Annotated in this window: 15 protein-coding genes; 7 read left to right on the top strand and 8 right to left on the bottom strand. The window is 65.0% G+C overall.

What is annotated here, in order from left to right:
• Nucleotides 1-96: 96 nt before the first annotated feature.
• The 5 genes from ABD974_RS01720 (at nucleotide 97) to ABD974_RS01700 (ending at nucleotide 7945) form a co-directional block, all read left to right on the top strand.
• Nucleotides 97-855, top strand: coding sequence for a thioesterase II family protein (locus ABD974_RS01720; RefSeq protein WP_345301536.1), 759 nt, complete (start codon nucleotides 97-99; stop codon nucleotides 853-855).
• A gap of 150 nt (nucleotides 856-1005) precedes the next feature.
• The gene (locus ABD974_RS01715; RefSeq protein ID WP_345301535.1) at nucleotides 1006-2211 is read left to right on the top strand and encodes a hypothetical protein; all 1206 of its coding nucleotides are present in this window, start codon (nucleotides 1006-1008) and stop codon (nucleotides 2209-2211) included.
• The gene (locus ABD974_RS01710) at nucleotides 2201-3472 is read left to right on the top strand and encodes an aminotransferase class V-fold PLP-dependent enzyme (RefSeq protein ID WP_345301534.1); all 1272 of its coding nucleotides are present in this window, start codon (nucleotides 2201-2203) and stop codon (nucleotides 3470-3472) included. The genes ABD974_RS01715 and ABD974_RS01710 overlap by 11 nt, the downstream gene beginning before the upstream one ends.
• 68 nt (nucleotides 3473-3540) lie before the next feature.
• Entirely contained in the window at nucleotides 3541-6822 is a 3282-nt protein-coding gene (locus ABD974_RS01705; RefSeq protein WP_345301533.1) for a S41 family peptidase, read from the top strand.
• 160 nt (nucleotides 6823-6982) lie between these two features.
• The gene (locus ABD974_RS01700) at nucleotides 6983-7945 is read left to right on the top strand and encodes a hypothetical protein (protein ID WP_345301532.1); all 963 of its coding nucleotides are present in this window, start codon (nucleotides 6983-6985) and stop codon (nucleotides 7943-7945) included.
• Between the two features lie 742 nt (nucleotides 7946-8687).
• Here ABD974_RS01700 and sbnB read toward each other — a convergent pair.
• From sbnB to ABD974_RS01685, 3 genes are all read right to left on the bottom strand, one after another.
• The gene (gene sbnB / locus ABD974_RS01695) at nucleotides 8688-9707 is read right to left on the bottom strand and encodes a 2,3-diaminopropionate biosynthesis protein SbnB (protein WP_345301531.1); all 1020 of its coding nucleotides are present in this window, start codon (nucleotides 9705-9707) and stop codon (nucleotides 8688-8690) included.
• Nucleotides 9700-10695: a 2,3-diaminopropionate biosynthesis protein SbnA gene (gene sbnA, locus ABD974_RS01690; protein WP_345301530.1), complete on the bottom strand. Its 996-nt coding sequence runs from the start codon at nucleotides 10693-10695 to the stop codon at nucleotides 9700-9702. The genes sbnB and sbnA overlap by 8 nt, the downstream gene beginning before the upstream one ends.
• Before the next feature lie 127 nt (nucleotides 10696-10822).
• Nucleotides 10823-13075, bottom strand: coding sequence for a DUF5916 domain-containing protein (locus ABD974_RS01685; protein ID WP_345301529.1), 2253 nt, complete (start codon nucleotides 13073-13075; stop codon nucleotides 10823-10825).
• Between the two features lie 575 nt (nucleotides 13076-13650).
• Between ABD974_RS01685 and ABD974_RS01680 the strand changes: the two genes are divergently transcribed.
• Nucleotides 13651-15501: a non-ribosomal peptide synthetase gene (locus ABD974_RS01680; protein ID WP_345301528.1), complete on the top strand. Its 1851-nt coding sequence runs from the start codon at nucleotides 13651-13653 to the stop codon at nucleotides 15499-15501.
• 120 nt (nucleotides 15502-15621) lie between these two features.
• Here the strand turns inward: ABD974_RS01680 and ABD974_RS01675 are convergent, their stop codons facing one another.
• The 3 genes from ABD974_RS01675 to ABD974_RS01665 form a co-directional block, all read right to left on the bottom strand.
• Nucleotides 15622-15954 carry a copper chaperone PCu(A)C gene (locus ABD974_RS01675; protein WP_345301942.1) on the bottom strand — a complete coding sequence of 111 codons (333 nt, stop codon included), beginning with the start codon at nucleotides 15952-15954 and terminating at the stop codon, nucleotides 15622-15624.
• On the bottom strand, nucleotides 15908-16117 hold the full coding sequence (locus tag ABD974_RS01670) for a hypothetical protein (protein ID WP_345301971.1): 210 nt from the start codon (nucleotides 16115-16117) through the stop codon (nucleotides 15908-15910). Before ABD974_RS01670 ends, ABD974_RS01675 begins: the two co-directional genes overlap by 47 nt.
• Before the next feature lie 399 nt (nucleotides 16118-16516).
• Nucleotides 16517-17044 carry a PA2169 family four-helix-bundle protein gene (locus ABD974_RS01665; protein ID WP_345301527.1) on the bottom strand — a complete coding sequence of 176 codons (528 nt, stop codon included), beginning with the start codon at nucleotides 17042-17044 and terminating at the stop codon, nucleotides 16517-16519.
• A 437-nt stretch (nucleotides 17045-17481) separates the two neighbouring features.
• Between ABD974_RS01665 and ABD974_RS01660 the strand changes: the two genes are divergently transcribed.
• Nucleotides 17482-18363, top strand: a complete 882-nt coding sequence (locus ABD974_RS01660; protein ID WP_345301526.1) for a glucose 1-dehydrogenase — start codon at nucleotides 17482-17484, stop codon at nucleotides 18361-18363.
• Between the two features lie 173 nt (nucleotides 18364-18536).
• Here the strand turns inward: ABD974_RS01660 and ABD974_RS01655 are convergent, their stop codons facing one another.
• The gene (locus ABD974_RS01655) at nucleotides 18537-18803 is read right to left on the bottom strand and encodes a GlsB/YeaQ/YmgE family stress response membrane protein (protein ID WP_345301525.1); all 267 of its coding nucleotides are present in this window, start codon (nucleotides 18801-18803) and stop codon (nucleotides 18537-18539) included.
• A gap of 141 nt (nucleotides 18804-18944) precedes the next feature.
• Complete coding sequence (locus ABD974_RS01650; RefSeq protein WP_345301524.1) at nucleotides 18945-19427, bottom strand: hypothetical protein; 483 nt, start codon at nucleotides 19425-19427, stop codon at nucleotides 18945-18947.
• Nucleotides 19428-19569 lie beyond the last annotated feature (142 nt).

Raw genomic sequence — 19569 nt, 5'->3', positions numbered from 1 at the left:
GAACCGCAATCCAACCCTGCGATCGCGATGCCTGGTGCCGACGCCGCCGCCCTGCGGCGCGGTCGGTCCATCGCCGCGACGCCTGATCGAATCCGCATGTCTTCATTCTCAGACTGGTTTCCGTACACCACGAAATCCGACGACGGTCGGCGGTTGTTCTGCATCCCGTATGCCGGCGCGGGCGCATCGGTGTTCCGGCCCTGGACCCAGCGCAGGATCGGCGACTATCGCGCGCATCCCGTGCAACTGCCGGGCCGCGAGCGTCGCGCCGCCGAAGCGGCCGTGGACGATCTGCCGCGGCTGGTCGAAGCGCTGTCGCAGGCGATCGATCCGTTGCTGGATGCGCCGTTCGCGCTGTTCGGCCACAGCAACGGTGCGCTGATCGCATTCGAACTCGCGCGCGCGCTGCGACGTGCGGGACGGCCGACGCCGGTGCATCTGTTCGCCTCCGGCCGGGTGGCGCCGCAGGTCGATATCGGCCGCCACCAGCGGCACACGCTTCCGGACGATGCGTTCACCGAACTCCTGCGTCGCTTCAACGGGACGCCGCAGGAGATCCTGCGCGATCCGGACATGATGGATTTCCTGCGGCCGATGCTGCGGGCCGATTTCGCGCTCAACGACCGCTATCGCTATCTCGAGGAGACGCCGCTGTCCTGCCCGATCACGGTCTACGGCGGAATCGACGACGATCTGGTCGAGGCGGTCGGTCTCGCCGCATGGGGCGCACAGACGACCGCGGCCTTCGAATTGCACATGCTGCCGGGCGGCCACTTCTTCCTCAACGAAGAGCGGGAGCGGCTGATGGCCCATCTCGACAAGCGGCTGGCCTCGCCAGGCCCGGTATTCGCATGACCCGTTCCGCGACCCCGATGGCTGCCCAACCGCCCTCCGCCGATCCGCGGGCGGACGACGCGATTCCGCACCGTGCGATCTCCGGATCGCGGTGCACGGACGCCATCGACCGTTCGCTCTCCCAGCACAACCAGGACCTTCGTTCCGATCATGGATGACTCCAGTCGAGATCTTCACATCGCCGCGCCCGCGTTCGCGGGCGCGGGCACCGAGCCGGCCGTGCTGGTCGTCGGCGATTATCGATACGAGGACACTTTCGTCTCCAAGGCATGGGAACGAATCTGTTTCGCCTATCGGCAGCAGCCGGAAGAAACGCGTTATGGCGAGGTGCCCGCGCCGTCGCGGAAGATGACCCCGCATCCGCGCGAATTGTCGCCGCTGCGCCGGATTGCGCGCGACGCCGCGCCCAATCTCTATCCGGTGCCGTTCTCCGATCTGGGCGATTGCTCGCGTCCGGACGTGGCCGAGCGTCTCTATCAGTATCTGTCGCATTTCGACGTGTGGGCGGTGATCGCCTGCGGTACCGCGAGCAGCACCCAGGGCCTGCTGCGCACCCTGCAGCCATCCTCGCTGCCCGTCTTCGTCACCGTGGACAGCACCGCGGAGATGCCGGTGACGAACGGGGAGCGGCCGTCCTCGTACCGCAACGCCCTGCGGTTGATGCCCAACAACGATCTGCAGGCGCAGGCGATCCTGTCCAAATTGACGAGCCTGGTGGAGCAGGGCGCCGATGTCGACGTGCAGGTGCTGTGCCACGGCGAAAACGAAGAGGCCGAGTACGTGCGCGATCTGCGCAAGGCGCTGGAATCCCACGCCAGCAAGGGGCCGGGCAGACCGCAGTTGAGGTTCTGCTCCGAGGTCGACCAATTGCGCCCGATCGAAGAGAACGGGATTCTGGTCTGCGTGGGATACTTCGAAGCGGTCAGGCTGATCGCCCGGGTCCAGCATCGCTGGCGCCACATCATCCTCTCCGACGGTTGTTACGAAGAACGCGTGCGGGCGTATATCGTCGGCATCGAGGACGGCGCCGATTTCCACTGGACCAGGCCGGCCTTCGACCATAGCGAGTACGCGCACGACGCCTACCTCGCGATCAACAAGATCTGGCGCAGGATCCGCGCCGACAGGCACGCAGGCGTCTCCGAACGCTCCCTGATTCCCTTCGAACGTCGCGTTCGCAGCGTGCTCCAGCGCGATCGTCCGACGCACTACCGCTTCCGCGGCACCGACAATCAACACGGCGGCTACCTGATCGAGAAAGTCCGCTCGGCGCAGCGCCTGGCGATTCGCATCTACGACGCGCGGCTGCAGCGCAGCAAGCACGAACAGCACGAACAACCCGTCCATGAACTCTGAATTGCAGTCCATCTCCCGGCAGCAGCGCGCCAACGCGGCTTCCTTCTTCAATTCGGCGGGCGTCGGATTGCCGTCGGAAGAGTCGCGGCTCGCGAGCCAGCAACCCGCCGGCGACTGGGACGCGGTGCTGACCGAAGTGCGCAGTCACTTCAGTCACCTGCTCGGCATGCCGGAGGAACACGTCACGCTGTTCCACAACACGACGGCCGGCATCCAGCGCGTTTTCCTGCGCATCAGCCAGATGCTGCGCTCGCGCAATGCGGTGCTGCTGACGACGGATCTGGAGTACCCCGGTACGGTCGCGATGGTCGACGAGTGCTGGCAGGGTCCGATGATCATGGCCGAAGTGGCGCATCTGCTCTGGGAGGGACGCAGCGCGGAGATGGCCGATGCCCTGAAGGCGGCCTTCCTGCGCACGCGGCCGGCGGTGATCTACATCAGCCACGTCTCGCGCGCGTTCGGGCACCCGATCGACATCGAGTTCCTGCGTTTCGCGAAGGAGATCAATCCGGGCGTGCTGATCGTCGCCGACGGCGCCCAGGCGATCGGCAATATCCCGGTGGGGCGCGACATGCTGGGGCTGGTCGATTTCTACGTGACCAGCGGACACAAATGGCTGTGCGGAAAACCGACCCTGGGCCTGGTCTGCGCCGATCCGCGCTGGCACATCCCCGATCAGGCGCAGGCGTACTCGAGGCTGAGCGGTTCGGGCGGCACCGGGAATCTGGAAACCCTCTGCGCGACCGCGGTCGCGCTGCGCGACTTCCACGATGTGGAATCGGGTGCGCCCTGGCGCTCCAACCGGATTCACGCGCACAACGCCGCATTGGCCACGCTGTTCTGCGACCTGCTCGAAGAAGCGGCACTGCCGCTGACGCCGCTGCGATGCCTGCCCGGAAACCGCACGGCATGGCCGGCCAACGGGATCGTCGCGGTGCAGGGCGACATCGCCAGATTCTCGCCTGTGATCGACACGAGCGGCGACCTGCGGCGATTGGGACAAACGGCCAGCGAAGGCCGGGTGCTCGCGGCGCATGTGCGGCGCGAGCCCTGGGTCGTTTCGCGCAGCCCCGGACGCCGCGCGCCGCGCGCACTGGCGGTGTACCGGCAGGATCACGTCGCGCTGCGGACGATCTGCCTGCGCGACGACGCGCTTTCGGTCCCGATCCCCGACGGCGGCCTGCTCCGCTTCTGTTTCCATTATTTCCATGCATCGAAAGACGTGATCGGACTCGTCCGGCTGCTGAAGTCGGTGGCGTAGGCCGCATGCGCCCGGGCGCAGCCGCCGGGCATCGATGCACAACCTTTTCCGAAGAGACGACGAAACACATGAAGCATCCCAATTCGGTCATCCTGTCGCTGGCGATCGCGGCGCTCCTGCCGGCGGCCGACGCCGGTGCCGCGACCAGACTTCTGCGATTCCCGGATGTCTGCGGCGACAACATCGTGTTCACCTATGCCGGCGATTTGTGGACCGCATCCACCTCGGGCGGCAGGGCGCAACGGCTCACCGCCGCCGCGGGTCTGGAGCAGAGCGCGAAGTATTCGCCCGACTGCAGCAGGATCGCATTCACCGGCCAGTACGGCGGCGGCGATCAGGTCTATGTGGTCGACGCGCAGGGCGGCGAGCCCAGACAGTTGACCTTCTATCCCAGCACCGGGCCCCTGCCGCAGCGCTGGGGATTCGATCATCACGTCAACGACTGGACGCCGGATGGCAAGGCGGTGCTGTATCGCTCGTGGCAGCAGTCGTCGGCCTTGCAGAAGCCGCATCTGTACACGGTGCCGGTGTCGGGCGGACTGCCGACACGGCTTCCGATGGACCAGGCCGGCTCGGGACGATTCTCTCCGGATGGAACGAAGCTGGTCTACAGCCCGAAGTATCACGACTTCCGCACCTGGAACCGATACTCGGCCGGCTGGGCGCAGGATCTGTACCTCTACGACATCGCCTCGAAAACCGCACGCAACATCACCGGGCATGCGTTCAGCGATCGCGATCCGATCTGGAACAGGAACGGCATCTATTTCCTGTCCGATCGCGACAACTACATGAACCTGTACCGCTACGATATCGCGGACGGAACGACGACGCAGCTGACCCGCCGCAAAGGCGCCGATGCGCGCTGGGCCAGCGGCGACATCGAAGGTCGCATCGTGTACGAGGTCGACGGCGAGATCCATCTCTACGATACCGCACGAGGGACCGAGCGCCGCGTCGCGATCGACGTGCCGGCCGAGCTGGTGCGCGCGCGCGCCGAAGAGCGCAGCGTCGCCGATCGCATCGAAAGCTCGGCGATCTCCGGCGATGGCAGGCGCGTGCTGTACGTCGCGCGTGGCGAGATCTTCAGCGTTTCCGCGACCGATGGATTCGCGCGCAATCTGACCCATACCCCGGGCGTCCATGAGCGCGAGGCCTCCTGGTCCAAGGACGGCCGCCACGTGGTGTATGTCTCCGACCAGGGCGGCGAGGAAGCCGTGTGGATCAGCGATGCCGCCGGCGGCAACCGCAGGCAGATCACGACCGCCAACCACGGACGCCTCTACGCGCCGAAATTGTCGCCCGACGGCAAGCGCATCGCATTCGCCGACAGCGGCCTGCGCCTGCAGATCGTCGACGTGGCCAGCGGCCGCGTCCAGACCGTGGCCCGGGACGCGACATTCCCGCGCCAGGACTACGCCTGGTCGCCCGGTGGCCGTTACCTCGCGTACGCGACGCTCAGCGAAGACGGCCAGCGACCGCAGTTGCGCGTGCACGATACGGTCGATCAACGCAGTCGAACCCTCGTTTCGGAATTCGTGGACGGCTTTCTGCCGGCGTTCTCCCCCGACGGCGAATACCTGTATTTCGTCGGGAATCGCGAGTGGGTTCCGCAGTTGTCGTCGATCGAGTGGAATTACGCCACCGATCGCACTTCCGGCATTTTCGGCATCGCGTTGCGCGCGAACGCCGCGAATCCGGTCGGCCCGCGGGATGTCGCCGCCGAACCCGCAGAATCCGGCGACACCCAGACCGCGAAGCATGCGTCCGATTCGATCGATTTCGCCGGCATCGCCGACCGCGTGTTCCGGGTGCCGGTCGAGAACGCCAACATCGATCGCCTGTTCGTCAACGAGCGAGGGCTGGTCTACGTGGTTTCCGGTTCGAAGTACTACGGCCGCGACCCTTCGCATCCGAATCGACTGATGGCGTATGCCTTGTCGGAAGGCAAGGAGACCATGCTCCGCGAGGGCGTCGACAACGTCAGCGTCTCCGCCGATGGCAAGTGGCTGCACGGCGGTTCCGGCAGCGACTACAAGCGGATCGATCTGATGTCGGGCGGCGAGCCGCTGGCGGTTTCGACCGCCGGATTGCAGGCGCTGGTCGATCCCAGGGCCGAGTACGTCGAAGTCTTCAACGAATCCTGGCGACGCATGCGCGATCACTTCTACGCCGCGAACATGCACGGTTACGATTGGAACGCGCTGCGCAGGAAGTACGAAGCGCTGCTGCCGCACGTCGGAGATCGCAGCGATCTGAATTATCTGCTCGGGCAGATGGCGGCCGAACTGTCCGCTTCGCACACCTACGCCAGCGGCGGCGATCTGGGCATTCCGGATGCGCCGAACGTGGCCCTGCTCGGCGCGGAATTCGAGCTCGACGCCGCCAGGGGTGCGTATCGGATCGCCAGGATCCTGCGCGGCCGCAACGACGAGGAAAAATACCGTTCGCCGCTGACCGAGGTCGGCGTGAACGTGCGCGAGGGCGACTATCTGCTGGCGATCAACGGCCGGAAGCTCACCGCCGACGACAATCCCTACAGGCTGCTGCGCGCGCCGGCCGGCCAGCCGGTCGAGCTGACCGTCAATCGCACGGCGAGCGACGTCGGCGCGCGGAAAGTGCTGGTGCGGCCGATCGCGTCCGAGCAGGCGCTGTATTACCACCAGATGGTCGAAAGCAAACGCGCGATCGTCGACCAGGCCAGCGGTGGCAGGATCGGGTATCTCCATCTGCCCGACATGGAAGATGGCGGCATCCGCGAATTCATCAAATGGTTCTATCCGCAGATGCGCAAGCAGGGGCTGATCGTCGATGTCCGCGACAACATGGGCGGAAACGTTTCGCCGATGGTCCTGGAGCGATTGATGCGCAAGCCGCTGGCGGTGCAGTACGAGCGCGGATCGACCCACGTCGGCACTTATCCCGCACAGTCGTTCGTCGGCCACACCGCTGCCCTGATCAATGGCACCACGGCGTCCGACGGCGATCAGTTCGCCTATGCCTACAAGGTGTCCGGGCTCGGGCCGATGATCGGAACCAAGACCTGGGGCGGCGTCGTCGGCTTCAACGACTGGGGGCCGGTGATCGACGGCGGCGACGTGAAAGTGCCGCAATTCGCGCCCGGCGACCTCGCCGGCGCCTACGTGGTCGAAGGCGAGGGCGTCTCGCCGGACATCGTGCTCGAAGCGGACGTCGGCGACTTGATCTCGGGTCGCGATACCCAGTTGCTGCGCGCGATCGCGGAGTTGGAGACGACGCTGGCGCGCGAGCCGGTGCGGCTTCCGCCGATGCCCGCCGACCCGATCAAGGCACCCGAGGAGATGCGCGCCGTGCCTGCCGAACCGCGATAGACACGGCCAGCGCAGGCGACGACGCATCGGCCCGTCGAAGGTTTCCAACGCGCGACATCCCACCACCCTCTGCATCCCACGCGCCGGCCAGTCGAATCGCGCCGGCGCCGAAGATGACAGCCCTCTGGTACGCCAGTCCCGAGTAGCGAGGTTCCGATCCATGCTCTTCACACTTCAGGCCATCGCCAGCAGCCAGACGCGGCCGCTTCCGATCGACACCCTGTCCACCGATCCCGCACGGGCATCCACGGTCGAATTCATGGCCGATGGCGGCTATCAGCATTACGTCGCCTCCGATGCGGATATCCGGCAGATGATGCGACAGGCGATCGATGCGTCGCTCGCCAGGTCGAGCATCCGTCCCGATCGGATCCAGGCCATTCTCCTGAGCACCGAGAGTTTCTGGGACAGCGGTCTGGGCGAGACCTCGCATCGCGCGATTCCGCCCAGCGAACGCCTGCGCGAAATGCTCTGCGAAGAGATCGCGCACGCCGGTCTGGTCAATGCCATGCCGTTCGGCAACTGGATGTCGGCCTGTTCGAATTTCGGCTCGACCCTCGCGCTGGGTTCGGCGCTGCTCGAATCGGGACGTTATCGCCGGGTCATGGCCGTATTCGCCGATCGCACCCCGGCGACCGAATCGCGATTCGTCCGCGACGGCAGCGCGCTCTACAGCGACGTGGCGGCGGCCTGCATTCTGGCCCCGGACGCATTCGGCTACCGCATCAGGCATATCGTCAGTCATTCCGGCCTGGCGATGCTGCGGCTGCCGGAGGGCATGAACGCGCGCGAAAGGAATCAGCACTTCCGCACGCAGATGTCCGAGTTCAAGCTGAAGATCACGGTCAGCACCGGGCGCGAGATCGCCGACTATCCCTTGCTTGTCACCGACAATCTGCATCCGATGTTCACGGACCTGATGTGCCGGCAGCTGGGAATCGATCCGGGCGTTCTCGTGACCCCGACGCGCGGCACCCTGGGGCATGCCTATGCGGCCGACTGCCTGCTGGCTCTGGGCGAGTTGGAAACCTCCGGTCGTCTCAAGCCTGGCGAAGTGGTCGGCGTGCTCAATTTCGGCACATCGACCTTCAGCTTCCTGGAGCTCGAACTCGTCTCGTCCTGATCCCGGTGATTGCGGCGTGCGCGCGATGACGATCGCGGCACAACGATATCGTTCGGGGATCTCGGTCCGGTGGTCTCGGTCCTGAGGTATCCCCACGAATTTTCCATGAGACGCAGTAATTTCTCAGTTCCGACGGCATTCGTGAGCCGGCTTTGGTCTTGATCTACCGGGGCCCCTGGTCGCGACGGGTTTCGCGGATCAGGCCCGACGGGCGCGCGGCAGGACGCCGCGCGTTTTTCGACAGGACATGGACGTCCTGTCGAAAAACCCCGCGAAACCCGTGGACCCGGCGCAACGCGCCGGGCGCGACCGACGGGGGCGAAGACACCCGCTTGCGCGCCATCGGCGCGCGGGTGGCTGAGCGCCCATGCGCTGCGCGCATGGGCCGGCAATGCTTTCTTTGGGTTACCTTTTCTTGACTCGCGCTGCGCGCTCGCCCTTCGGGCCGGCTTCGCCGTTCGCGCCGCTGCGCGGCGCAGTGGCACAAGCAAAGAAAAGTGACTCGCTCACGGCAGCGAGCGAAACCAAGGCCATGCGGCAGATCGTTCCGTTAGCCTGCGTAGCGAGTTGGATTCGAATCGATCACAAACAGGTCCCTCGCCTGCGGCTCGGGATGACAGTCGTATCCAGAATGATCGTAACCCGATGATCTACTGAGCGAAAAAGTGGGGATACTTCAGTCTCGGTCCCGGGATCGCGGGCGGGACGCTGCGCATGGGCTCGCAACGTCCCGCCCGCGCCGTCACATCCGCGATGCCCAATGCGGCGGATAGAACTCTTCCACCACGGCATCCGCCGAGGTGCCGATCTCGTCGAGCACCATGTCCGCCAGCGCCATGTCGAGCACGCCCAGCCCGAACGGACTGAAGATGGTCGGCGCCTGCCGCTTGCGGTACGACCCGGGATCCTCGATGGCGTCGACCAGGCCGACGATGAAGTCGGTGTTTCCGACCCGATCGAAAGCCAGATGTACCGACGTCCTCGCCCTGCAGACATGATCGACATCGTCGGCGACGTTGTTGCAGGCGAGGATGATCTCGGGCGCGAGATCGCGCAGCGACAGATGCAGGATCACGGCATCGTCGGAGACGCCTTCGAGGCTTTCGATGTGCGGCGTTTTCGCGGTCGTGGCGAGGATGCCCAGGGTCGACGCGGACAAGGCATCGATCGCGCGCTCGGCGAAGATCACTTCGATCCCGGGCCACAGGCGTCGGCAGGTATCGGCGAAACGGTCGAATCGCGACCGGTCGATGTCGTGCGCATGGATGCGGCCGATCGACGGAAACTCTTCGCGGAGGAAGCGCACGGTCTCCAGACCGATCAAGCCGAGGCCGACCAATCCGACCCCGCTCACGCCCTTGTCGCGGTGCAGGTGGGATGCCGCCAGCGCCGCGCTGGCCGCGGTCCGCTTGGCGCTGATGATCGATCCTTCCATGACCGCCTTGACTCGGCCGGTCACGCGGTCGTTGATCGCGATGATCGCGGAAGCGCGGTCGAGTCCGCGGGCGTCGTTCGACGGAATCGACGAAATCCATTTGATTCCCGCGACTTCGCGATCTCCGCCGAGATAGGCGGGCAGCGCGATGATGCGATCCGGCGAGGACTCCTCGAAGGTCACGAACGTCGAATGCGGCAGGCAGCTCTTTCCGCGCGCGAACGCGAGGTAAGCGTCGCGGATGCGATCGATGATCGCGCGCTGTTTTCCGTCGAGGGCGCGATCGATCGATTCTCCGGTAATGAGGCTGATGCGATTGTCATGCATAGTGCAGATCCGGCTTGGTTTCGGTGGTGGAGCGGAGTGTCGGACTGCCGAGGTTCCTTTCGACCCAGACGTCGCAGTAGATCGAATCGAGGTAACGGTCGCCGCGATCGGGCAGCAGGAGCACGACGTCGGCGCCTGCGGGGATCTCGCCGGAGATTTTTTCCAGCGCGGACACGATCGCGCCGGACGATCCGCCGGCGAGCAGCGCCTCGCGTTCGAGCAGGTTGTGGCAGCCGATGACGCATTCCATGTCGGTGACGCGGACGACCTGCGAGACCAGCGAAGGATCCAGCAGCTTGGGCACGAGCGCCGCGCCGTGGCCCGGGATCAGGCGTTTGCGCGGCTGGTCGCCGAAGATCACGCTGCCGACCGCATCGACCGCGACGACTTTCGTCGCAGCGCCGATCTCGCGCAGGTACTCGGCACAGCCGCGCAGCGATCCGGTGGTTCCCGTGGCGCACAGCAGGTAATCCGGGGCTTTGCCCAGCTGTTCGACGATTTCGCGCATCGTCGCCCGGTGCGCGGCCGGATTGTCGAGGTTCGCGTACTGGTTCGGCCAGAAGCTGTCGGGAATCGAATCGCACAGTTCGCGGACGCGCTTGAGCCGCGCCGGCAGGAATTCGTTGCTGGCCGGATCGGGCGCGGTGACGATATCCAGTTCCGCACGATACGCGCGGAGGATATTCGCGTTCTGCGGGGTGATCTTCGGATCGACCACGCAGATGAACCTCAGTCCGTGGTAAAGGCAGACCTGGGCCAGACCGATGCCGAAATTCCCGGAGCTGGACTCGACGACCGTCGTCTGCGGTCCGATCTGGCCGCATGCGATGCTCGCTTCGATGATCTGCAGCGAAGTCCGATCCTTGATGCTGCCGCTGGGGTTGAAGGATTCGAGCTTGCCGTGGATCCGGAACGCCTCTCCCGGCCTGAGTCTGTCGAATGTGACCAGGGGCGTGTCGCCGATGGTGTGAAGTACTCCTGAAAGCATAGTCTCCTTTGGGATCAGCGATCGATCCCGGTGCCGATTTCGCGTTCGGCGGTGAGTGTGGTTTCGGATGCGTGGCGAGCCCATGCGTTGCCGGGGCTCGGCGGGGTTCGGGTCAGGCGCGGAAAGGTCAGATTTCGAATCGGTAGACGAGCTTGATCAGGAGTTGTTCGCTGTCGCGCAGCGAGAACGCGTCGAGGAATTCCTCGCCGGCGCCGCGGACGCCGCCCAGGGATTCGTTCGCGAAGGAACCGCCACGGACGTAGGCGATGTAGAGATGCGAAAGCGGAGCCAGTTCGTAGCGATAGCGGATCTGGAAGCCCAGCGTGCGCAGCGCGAAGTCCGCCACTGGTCCGGCGATCGGCACGAGCGTCGCGTCGGCGCGCGCGCGCAGGCCGCGCCGGGCATCCGCATCCAGACCGAGCGCTTCCAGACGTACCCGCAGTTCCTGCCGCGAACCGATCATCCAGACGCTGCTCAGATTGAGCTGGACCAGGTCGGAGGCATAGGTCGCCAGACGATCCCCGTCGAGCCACAGCAGCCAGTCCGGGTTGCGCTGCACCAGCAGGCCCGCGGATACGTTGAGGTGATCGCTGAAATGGTATTTGGGCTCGACGTAGAGTTCGACGCCTCCGCTGTCGACGCCGTCCGGCCCTTCGGCGAAGTAGCGCGCGTACCAGAACCAGTCCACGGACCGGTTTTCCTGTTTGGGACTGAATCGCTCGTAGTAAACGGAGAGTTTCGGCGGAAGCCTGACCGAACCGTTGCCGCGGGTGATCAGATCGTCGATGTACGAACCGGAGCCACTGAGGCTCAGGTAATCCTGGCCGCCGTTGAGCAGATTGCCGGCGCGATTCACCTTCGCCTGGGTGACGAGCGCATTGCCGCGATCGTCCCTCAGATGGGCCATTTCCAGCTCCCAGTCGATCGCGGCATAACCGGCCGTGCGCGGCGCGGTGAAGCGACGCGATACCGAGTAACGCGCCTCGTTGAGATTGTTCCGCGCGAGGTAGCCGAAATCGTTCAGCGACAAGTCGGCACCGAGGTGGAGCAGGTAAAGCTGTTGTCGCCAATCGTTGCCGTTGTCCACGTTCACGCGCAGCTGCGCGCCGCTGTCGTGCATGCGGGCGCCGTCGGCTTCGATCCGCGAGCCGACCACGGCGCTGCGAATCGACCAGCCTTGGGCCAGGGTCCACCGGTGATCGAGCGCGTACACGTCGGCGCGACGGTCGATCCCGGAATTGTCGACCCGGGTCCAGAGCATGCCCAGGCCCTGGGCGGCGAAATCGCGGGTCGCGCGCAGCGCGTAGAAAGCGCGCCCCGCGGCGCCATCCTCGTCGGCCGCGAAGATGCCGTAGTTCAGGCGACCGATGTTTCCGTTGAATTTGACCGCAGCGCCCACGTCGGTCGAGCCGCCGCCATCGGCGGTGAGACTGCCGATCCGGCGGGTATGGATCAGCCGATTGCTCGAGTCCAACGACCCGAACGATACGTCGAAAGGGCGCTGGTTCTCGGTGAAGAACGGGCGCTTTTCGTCGTAGAAGGTTTCGATCGCGCCGAAATTCACGGTCAGGCGGTCGCTTTCGACCTGGCCGAAGTCGGGATTGATCGTGGCCCCGAGCTGGAAGCGACCGCTCGGCTTCCAGTACAGATCCAGACCGGTGCTGACGTCGGAACTGCCGTCGACATTGTCGTAGAGACCGACCGCGTACGGCGTCAGCGCGAGCAGCGACTGGCTGTAGGCGGGGACTTCGACCTTGTTGAAGCCGGAAATGAAACGCGGGCCCAGGAATTCGATCGCCGGCCAGGCCATGCGTTCGCCGGTCGCGCCGACCACGCGGTCCAGCATGATGCCGAGTCTGCGCTTGCCGTTTTCGCCCTCGCGCATCGGCGCGATATGCCAGGGAATCAGCAGCTCGGCCGACCAGTCGGATTCGGTTTCGCTGGTGGCGTGCAGCCAGTGGCCGTCCCAGTCGCCGGAGATCTCGTTCTCGTTGGCGATGGTGGCGTCGCCGATGCCGTCCGAAAGCGATACGCGCAGGTGATAGCCGATCCGGCCGTCGCCGTCGAAATCGAGGTAGACATTGACGCGATCGTGCGGCGCGAACTCGTCGCGTTGCGTGCGTTGGCGGGTTCGTGCGATCGAGGCCGGCTGCGTGCAGCGAAACGCGACCGCCAGCCCTTTCGGCGTGGCCATCAACCAGGCTTCGGTCGGATACGGCGCGGGCGCCAGCGACATCGGCTGATTGAGGCGGAAATCGGTGATGCGTTCCGCATCGCGCCATTCCGTGGGATCGATTTTTCCGTCTATTTCGATGGACTTCGCCGGTGTCGCCGCCATCAACAGGAACAGCAGCAATGCCGCACGCTTCCATGGAAACATATCCAAACTCCGTTTATTTCCCTATGGACGTACTTTATCACACGGCATTATCGTGTCGTGGTCGTTACCGTGCGGTCGATCCACCATGCCTTGACGTCGCTATTGCATTGTGCGAGTCGCCGGTCGAATCGTGATTCGCGCGAACAGCTCCGGTGCGCGCTGTCGACAGGCTTGACGCGCGTCGATTGCGTTGATCCGGATCCGGCCGATCCTGCGACCCCCGCGTCGATATCGACCGCGTCCGTCAAGGCGCTGCTGCAGCCATCCATCCCGGGCTCGCGTCGAGACCGCGAATCGGCTGCGGACGCATGCGGCGCATCGGAGCATCGGAGCATCGGAGCATCGGAGCATCGGAGCATCGTGGCGATCGCCGCGCATCGCCCTGCTAGACTATCGGCATCACCGGCGGCGTGGTCCGGCGACGTGGTCCGACGACGTGGTCCGACGACGATCAGCCCATGCGCTCGGATGTCGCTGCGATCGAGCTCTGATCGCCGGCGAAGCGCGTCCGATGCGATCGCATCCTGGTGATTTCGGCAGCGGCAGGAGAAACCAAACGAATGGGAATCGAGCAAGTGAGCAGTGATTTCGTGTCGGAATTCGAGCGATGCGTCCGGGAATATTCCGATTCGGTCGCGGTGGTGGATGACGATCGCCGCCGCACGTATCGCGAACTCAACGCCGCCGCCAATCGTTTGGCGAGGCGCCTGTCCGCCGAGGGCGTCCGTACCGACGCCATCGTGCCGATCCACGCAGAGCGCAGCCTCGAATTCCTGATCGGCATTCTCGCGGTGTTCAAGGCAGGAGGCGCGTATCTGCCGATCGATCCGAACTGGCCTGTCGGGCGCGTGTCCGAGGTGCTGTCCGAATCCGGAAGCGGCACCGCGCTGGTATCGGGCGCGGCCTCGGCCACGCTGCGCGAAGCGGCGGCGCTCGCTTCAAATCCGAACCTGCGCATCGTCGATCTGGAAGAGGATGTCTCCGCCCATGTCGACGACGATCTTCCGATCGCCATCCGGCCCGGCGATCTCGCCTACGTCATCTTCACCTCCGGCTCGACCGGTCGGCCCAAGGGGGCGATGGTCGAGCATCGGGGAATGTTCAATCATCTGCAGTGCAAGCTGGACGAACTGCGGATGGACGATCGCGATCGATTGGTCCAGAACGCGCCGCAATGTTTCGATATTTCCGTATGGCAATTCCTCTGCCCGCTGCTCGTCGGTGGCGAGGTGCATATCGTGCGCGACGCGATCGCGCACGATCCCGTCGCGCTGTTCGGCTACGCTTCCGCCCACGGCATCACCCTGCTGGAAGCGGTGCCGTCGCTGATCAAGTCGGCGCTCGCGATGTTCGACGGCGGCGAGTCGCCGCGGGAAGGCGCCCTGGACCGGCTTCGCGTGCTCATGCTCACCGGCGAAGCGCTCGAACCGAGCGTGTGCCGCGGTTGGCTGGCGCGGTTTCCAGCCGTGCCGATCGTGAATGCCTACGGGCCGACCGAGTGTTCCGACGATGTCACCCATTTCTGGATGCGCACGCCTCCCGACGAAAGCGACATCCGTGTTCCGATCGGACATTCGATCGCCAACATCCGCCTGTACGTGGTCGAAGAGGGCGTGTCGCCGCTGCGCCTGTGCGAACCGGGCGAACCGGGCGAACTGTGCGTCGCCGGCATCGCGGTCGGACGCGGCTATGTCAACAACCCCGAGGCGACCCGCAAGGCGTTCATGGACGATCCGTTCGCCGAAAGCGCGCCTCCGGATCGGCTGTACCGCACCGGCGATCTGGTCCGCCAGCGCGAGGATGGCGCGTTCGATTATCTCGGGCGCATCGACCGGCAGGTCAAGATTCGCGGACGCCGGATCGAACTGGAAGAGATCGAACAGGTCCTGCTGCGCTCCGGAATGGTCCGCGACTGCGCCGTGGTCGCGCGCAGTCTGCGCCCGGGGGCCGGCGCGACCGGCGAAATGCTGGTCGCCTACGTGGTTGCCAGGGCCGAATTCGATCCCGCGGCGTTGGAGCGTACGCTGTGCGAGCGGTTGCCGGCGTACATGGTGCCCGCGCACATCGTTCGCCTGCAATCGATGCCGCTGACCCCGAACGGCAAGATCGACGTGTCCGATCTGATGTCGCGCGAGCTCGCCACCGGGACCGACGATGTCGAGATCGGGTACGCGACCGAATGCCAGGCGTGGCTGGCCGGGATCTGGTCATCGGTACTCCAGGCCGAGCGCATTCCGCCGCAAGCCGATTTCTTCGATCTGGGCGGAAGTTCCCTCGACGGCATCAAGTTGCTTTATGCGATCAGGAAAGCGTCGGGCATCGCGCTGACTTACGACAGCATCGAAGCGCACCCGACGCTGGCAGGGATGGCCGAGGTGCTCGCGCCAATGCGCGAAGCGGCGTCCGCGCCGGCGACGCCGTCCTGACGCCTTGCGGCGGCAGGACATCGGCCGCTCATCCTCCGGAATCCACGCCGTTCAACACCCCTTCGCTCATCGGGTCGATGCCCGATCCGGACGCATCGCCCCTGACAGGACGTGGCGACTTCAATGGTGGGCGTGTCCACCATCGGCGACCGTGCCGCTCGCATCCAACGGGCGCGCATCGAACGCCACGTCGAGGCTGCCCGCCGTCTCGAACACGAGCGTTGCGTCGACCGTTCCGCGCGCCACGAACCCGTCCCGCGGGGTGATGAACATCAAGTGGTAGTCGCCGGGTTTGAGGACCACGGTTTCGCCCGCCGGCAACGGCAGGCCGTCCTTCAACGGGCGCATGCGGGCCATGCCGTTTTCGTGTCGGACCTCGTGGATTTCCACGCGGTCCGCGGCGTCGCTACGGATGGCGACCAGCCTGTCGTCGGCATCGCCGGTATTGCGGATGGTCAGGAATCCCGCCGCGACCGGTGCGCCCGGCGGGATCGCGCGCGACCAGGGCACCGAAGATCTCCAGCGCACCTGCCTTCTGGCGGTGCGCCACTTGTTCGCAGCCCGCCAGCGCCAAAGCCAGCAGCAGAGCGGTGCAGATCCGGATCGTCGATGTCATGGCTGTGTCCTGTCCCTGGCGAAAAATGGGGTCAGGTTCAACTTCCAATTTCCGATCCTGGCTGCATGCCGCTCCAAGCAGGTCCCCACTCCCGAACCAAAGAAAGAGTTCAATCTATCCCGCAACGTCCCACGGTCTCCCCTACAAGCCAGCCCATCCCGGGCAGTACTGGGGGCAACTGAAGTCCGACTTTCGCGCACTGATTCCCACAATCAATGACTTGGGCGGCTCATATGGTTGAGGCTACCCCGGCCGCATAAGATTCTGTTGAGTTATGAGCCACAGTAGGCTTCTGGCTGAATAATTGATGCCGCGGCCGGCTCGATCACGCTGTGCGGAACTGATGGTGAAACCCAGAAGCCGCGCGTCGATGCGCGCGGCTTCTGGTGTCGTCCGGCATCAGGAAAGCGTGGATTTCAATGCGCTCATCTCGTTGTGGCAGGCGGCGATCCTGGGCAGGTGCGACTGCAGTATCGCGAGGATTCCCGGGTCTTCGATTTCCTCGATGGCGTCCTCGAGATTTTCCAGCAGCTTGTCTTCCATCTCTTCGAGTTGACCCACGTAGACCTTGTCGTCGTCGGGGGACACCAGGGCGAGGAGATCGGCATAGGCGCGGCGCATGGCGCCGGACAGGGTGCCGTTCGGGTCGGCGGTCGCGTCGTCGATCTGCAGCGCCTGGCGCAGCGAGACGGCCACGTCGCGCTTGTGCTGTCCCATGTCGGTGAGGATGCGCCGCACATTGGGATCCTCCACCTTTTCCAGTGCGCGCGAATAGAACGTCGCACTGTCCGTTGCGATCTGGATCAGTTCCTTCACTCGGGCTTCGTCTTTCATGATCATCTCCTGCGGGGGTTGAAGAGGCGATATCGGCGGCGGAAACGGCTGCAGGGCGATCGTGAGCGATCGTCTGCGCGCGCCGTCGTTCAAGAAGACAACCAAGAATCGTGCCACACGGTTGCACGGTCGTGTATCGATGCATCGCGTTGTGCGCGGTTGCGCAACGCCCGAATCGCTTCATGTCCATCGTGCGCGATGCACGCAGAAAACGTCCATCGATCGTCGATTCGCGGTTCACGCGAACATGTTCGAGAGCGAAGGAAATGGTTGCGATACGCATGCCATGGGTGAAGCAGGAATGCGCCGCGCGTCGGGCGGAATCCGCTGCGTCTTCGGCGTTCTCACCTGGACGGATGAATCAATGCGCACCGACTGGAATCGTGTTGCATGTCCCCCATCGTCGACGTCGGAAATGTGCGTCGGCGGTGTTGGCATGCGTCTTGCGCCGTAATTCGGAGCATTCCGCAACGCGGTGCGGGAATCGCGCGCGAACGCGTGCGGCCCGGCCCATACCGAGGAGCATTCCGATGAACGAAAACCAGAACGCGCAGGGGCAGGGCGAACAGAAGCAGCCGCCGCAGACCCAATCGCGTCAGCCCGGCGAACAGACGCAGATGCATCCGCAGCCGAAGTCGATCCGCGAAGGATATCGGGGCACCGGGAAGCTCGAAGGGCGCGTCGCGATCGTGACCGGCGGCGACAGCGGCATCGGTCGCGCGGTCGCGCTGCATTTCGCTCGTGAAGGTGCCGATGTGGTCGTCGCCTTCCTCGACGAAACCCGCGACGCCGAGCAGACGCGCCGTCTGATCGAAGAAGAGGGCGTGCAATGTCTGTTGTTCGCCGGCGACCTCGGCGATCATGGTACGGCGGAGGCGCTGGTCGAGAAGACGCTTTCCCGGTTCGGCAGGATCGACATTCTCGTCAACAACGCCGGCGAACAACACCCGGTGGACGCGCCCGAGGATCTCGATGCCGCGACCATCGAGAAAACGTTCCGGACCAACGTCTTCTCCTATCTGTTCGTCACCATGATCGCGCTGCCGCACATGTCCGAGGGCGCGTCGATCATCAATACGACTTCCGTGACCGCCGCCCGCGGCCACAAGAAGCTGCTCGACTATTCCGCGACCAAGGGCGCCGTCCAGACCCTCACGCTGTCGCTGGCGCAGGCCGTCGCGGAGCGCGGCATCCGGGTCAACGCGGTCGCGCCGGGACCGATCTGGACGCCGCTGATCCCGGCGAGCTTCGATGCGGACGAGGTTGCCGAATTCGGGACGAAGACGCTGATGAAGCGCGCCGGCCAGCCCTCCGAAGTCGCGCCGGCCTACGTGTTCCTGGCGTCGGAGGACGGTTCGTACATCACCGGGCAGACCATCCACGTCAATGGTGGCGGTCACATCAGCACCTGACCGCGCCGCCGCGGGGCGAACGGGAGCGCTTCCACTCGCGGTGGGCGACGGATTTCATTTGGCGCGGTGCGCGGCTCGGGTTCGCGTCGCCGTGGTTTTCCGAAAGGTCGCTGCGCCGCCCCATGGCGTGGGGCGACGCAGCGCACCGTCGGCGTACTGCCTCGCCTGGCGCTTTACTTGGCCCTGCCGCGCGTGAACAGGTTGACGATCGCGAGCAGGATGATCGCGCCGAGCAGGGAAACCAGGAAGCTCGAGACGCTCAGGCCTTCATTGATGGTGGCGGTCCCGAACAGCGGTGCGATGAACCAGCCCGCGAGGAAAGCGCCCACGATGCCGACGACGATGTTGAGCAGGATGCCCTGCTGCGCATCCCGTTTCATGATGATGCTGGCCAGCCAGCCGACGATGCCGCCGATGATGAGCCAAACGATGATGCCCATGGAAGTTCTCCGTAAATAAGTGGACGGCAGTGCGGATCGCATCGCCGGTGTTTCGTGATGTGGAAAGCCGCGCATCGTGCGATGCGCGGCGCGTGAGTCGATCGAGGACCTTCGCCGTGCGACGGCCGCGATTCCGGGGCGTCAGGGCGTATTGCGCGTCTTGTCCGCCTGGAGGTCCGCTGCATCTTCCGCGCGCTGCGCCGCGGTCTTGGCCTTGTCGTAATCGGCGTCGGCGGCATTCTTGCACGCATCCTGACGATCCGACGGCAGCGATTCGCATTTTTCCTTCGCGATTTCGCGAGCCGCTTCCGCCTTCTCCATGCGCACCTCGTAGCTGGCGTCGCCTGCGGCTTCCTGTGCGTCCGCAACCGCCTCATGGCGATCGGACGCGCCATCGGCCTCGGCGATATCGTGCGCATTCTCTGCCGCCGATTCGTTCGCCGCACGCGCGGCATCCGCGATTTCTTCTTGGCCTTCGGCCTTCGCGGCGGCCACGTCTTCAGCGGTCTCTTCCGGTTTTTCCTGGCGATCGCAGGCGCTGAGGAGAAGCGCGCCCGCGATGAGCAATGCCTTGCCGGCACGCGTGCATGAATTTTTCATGTCGTTTCCGATGAAGTCGAGCAATATCGCTCAACGGATGACATCCAAGAATCGTGCCATGCCCGGAAACGAGGCCAGCCATCGGCGCGACGGCCGTGGATCGTGGGATTCGCATCGCGCGCATCGCTGCCGCGTGCAGCCCGCACGATACATGCCCTTGATTCTC

The organism is Lysobacter hankyongensis (genome assembly GCF_039543145.1).
Lineage (GTDB): Bacteria > Pseudomonadota > Gammaproteobacteria > Xanthomonadales > Xanthomonadaceae > Lysobacter_I > Lysobacter_I hankyongensis.
The sequence above is the reverse complement of the archived record's forward strand: the minus strand, read 5'-3'. Positions and strand labels throughout refer to the sequence as shown.

Excerpts from the sequence above, each read along its gene's own strand:
- ABD974_RS01720 (WP_345301536.1), top strand. The coding sequence starts at position 97 with ATGTCTTCATTCTCAGACTGGTTTCCGTACACCACGAAATCCGACGAC.
- ABD974_RS01715 (WP_345301535.1), top strand. The coding sequence starts at position 1,006 with ATGGATGACTCCAGTCGAGATCTTCACATCGCCGCGCCCGCGTTCGCG.
- ABD974_RS01710 (WP_345301534.1), top strand. The coding sequence starts at position 2,201 with ATGAACTCTGAATTGCAGTCCATCTCCCGGCAGCAGCGCGCCAACGCG.
- ABD974_RS01705 (WP_345301533.1), top strand. The coding sequence starts at position 3,541 with ATGAAGCATCCCAATTCGGTCATCCTGTCGCTGGCGATCGCGGCGCTC.
- ABD974_RS01700 (WP_345301532.1), top strand. The coding sequence starts at position 6,983 with ATGCTCTTCACACTTCAGGCCATCGCCAGCAGCCAGACGCGGCCGCTT.
- sbnB (WP_345301531.1), bottom strand. The coding sequence starts at position 9,707 with ATGCATGACAATCGCATCAGCCTCATTACCGGAGAATCGATCGATCGC.
- sbnA (WP_345301530.1), bottom strand. The coding sequence starts at position 10,695 with ATGCTTTCAGGAGTACTTCACACCATCGGCGACACGCCCCTGGTCACA.
- ABD974_RS01685 (WP_345301529.1), bottom strand. The coding sequence starts at position 13,075 with ATGTTTCCATGGAAGCGTGCGGCATTGCTGCTGTTCCTGTTGATGGCG.
- ABD974_RS01670 (WP_345301971.1), bottom strand. The coding sequence starts at position 16,117 with ATGACATCGACGATCCGGATCTGCACCGCTCTGCTGCTGGCTTTGGCG.
- ABD974_RS01660 (WP_345301526.1), top strand. The coding sequence starts at position 17,482 with ATGAACGAAAACCAGAACGCGCAGGGGCAGGGCGAACAGAAGCAGCCG.
- ABD974_RS01655 (WP_345301525.1), bottom strand. The coding sequence starts at position 18,803 with ATGGGCATCATCGTTTGGCTCATCATCGGCGGCATCGTCGGCTGGCTG.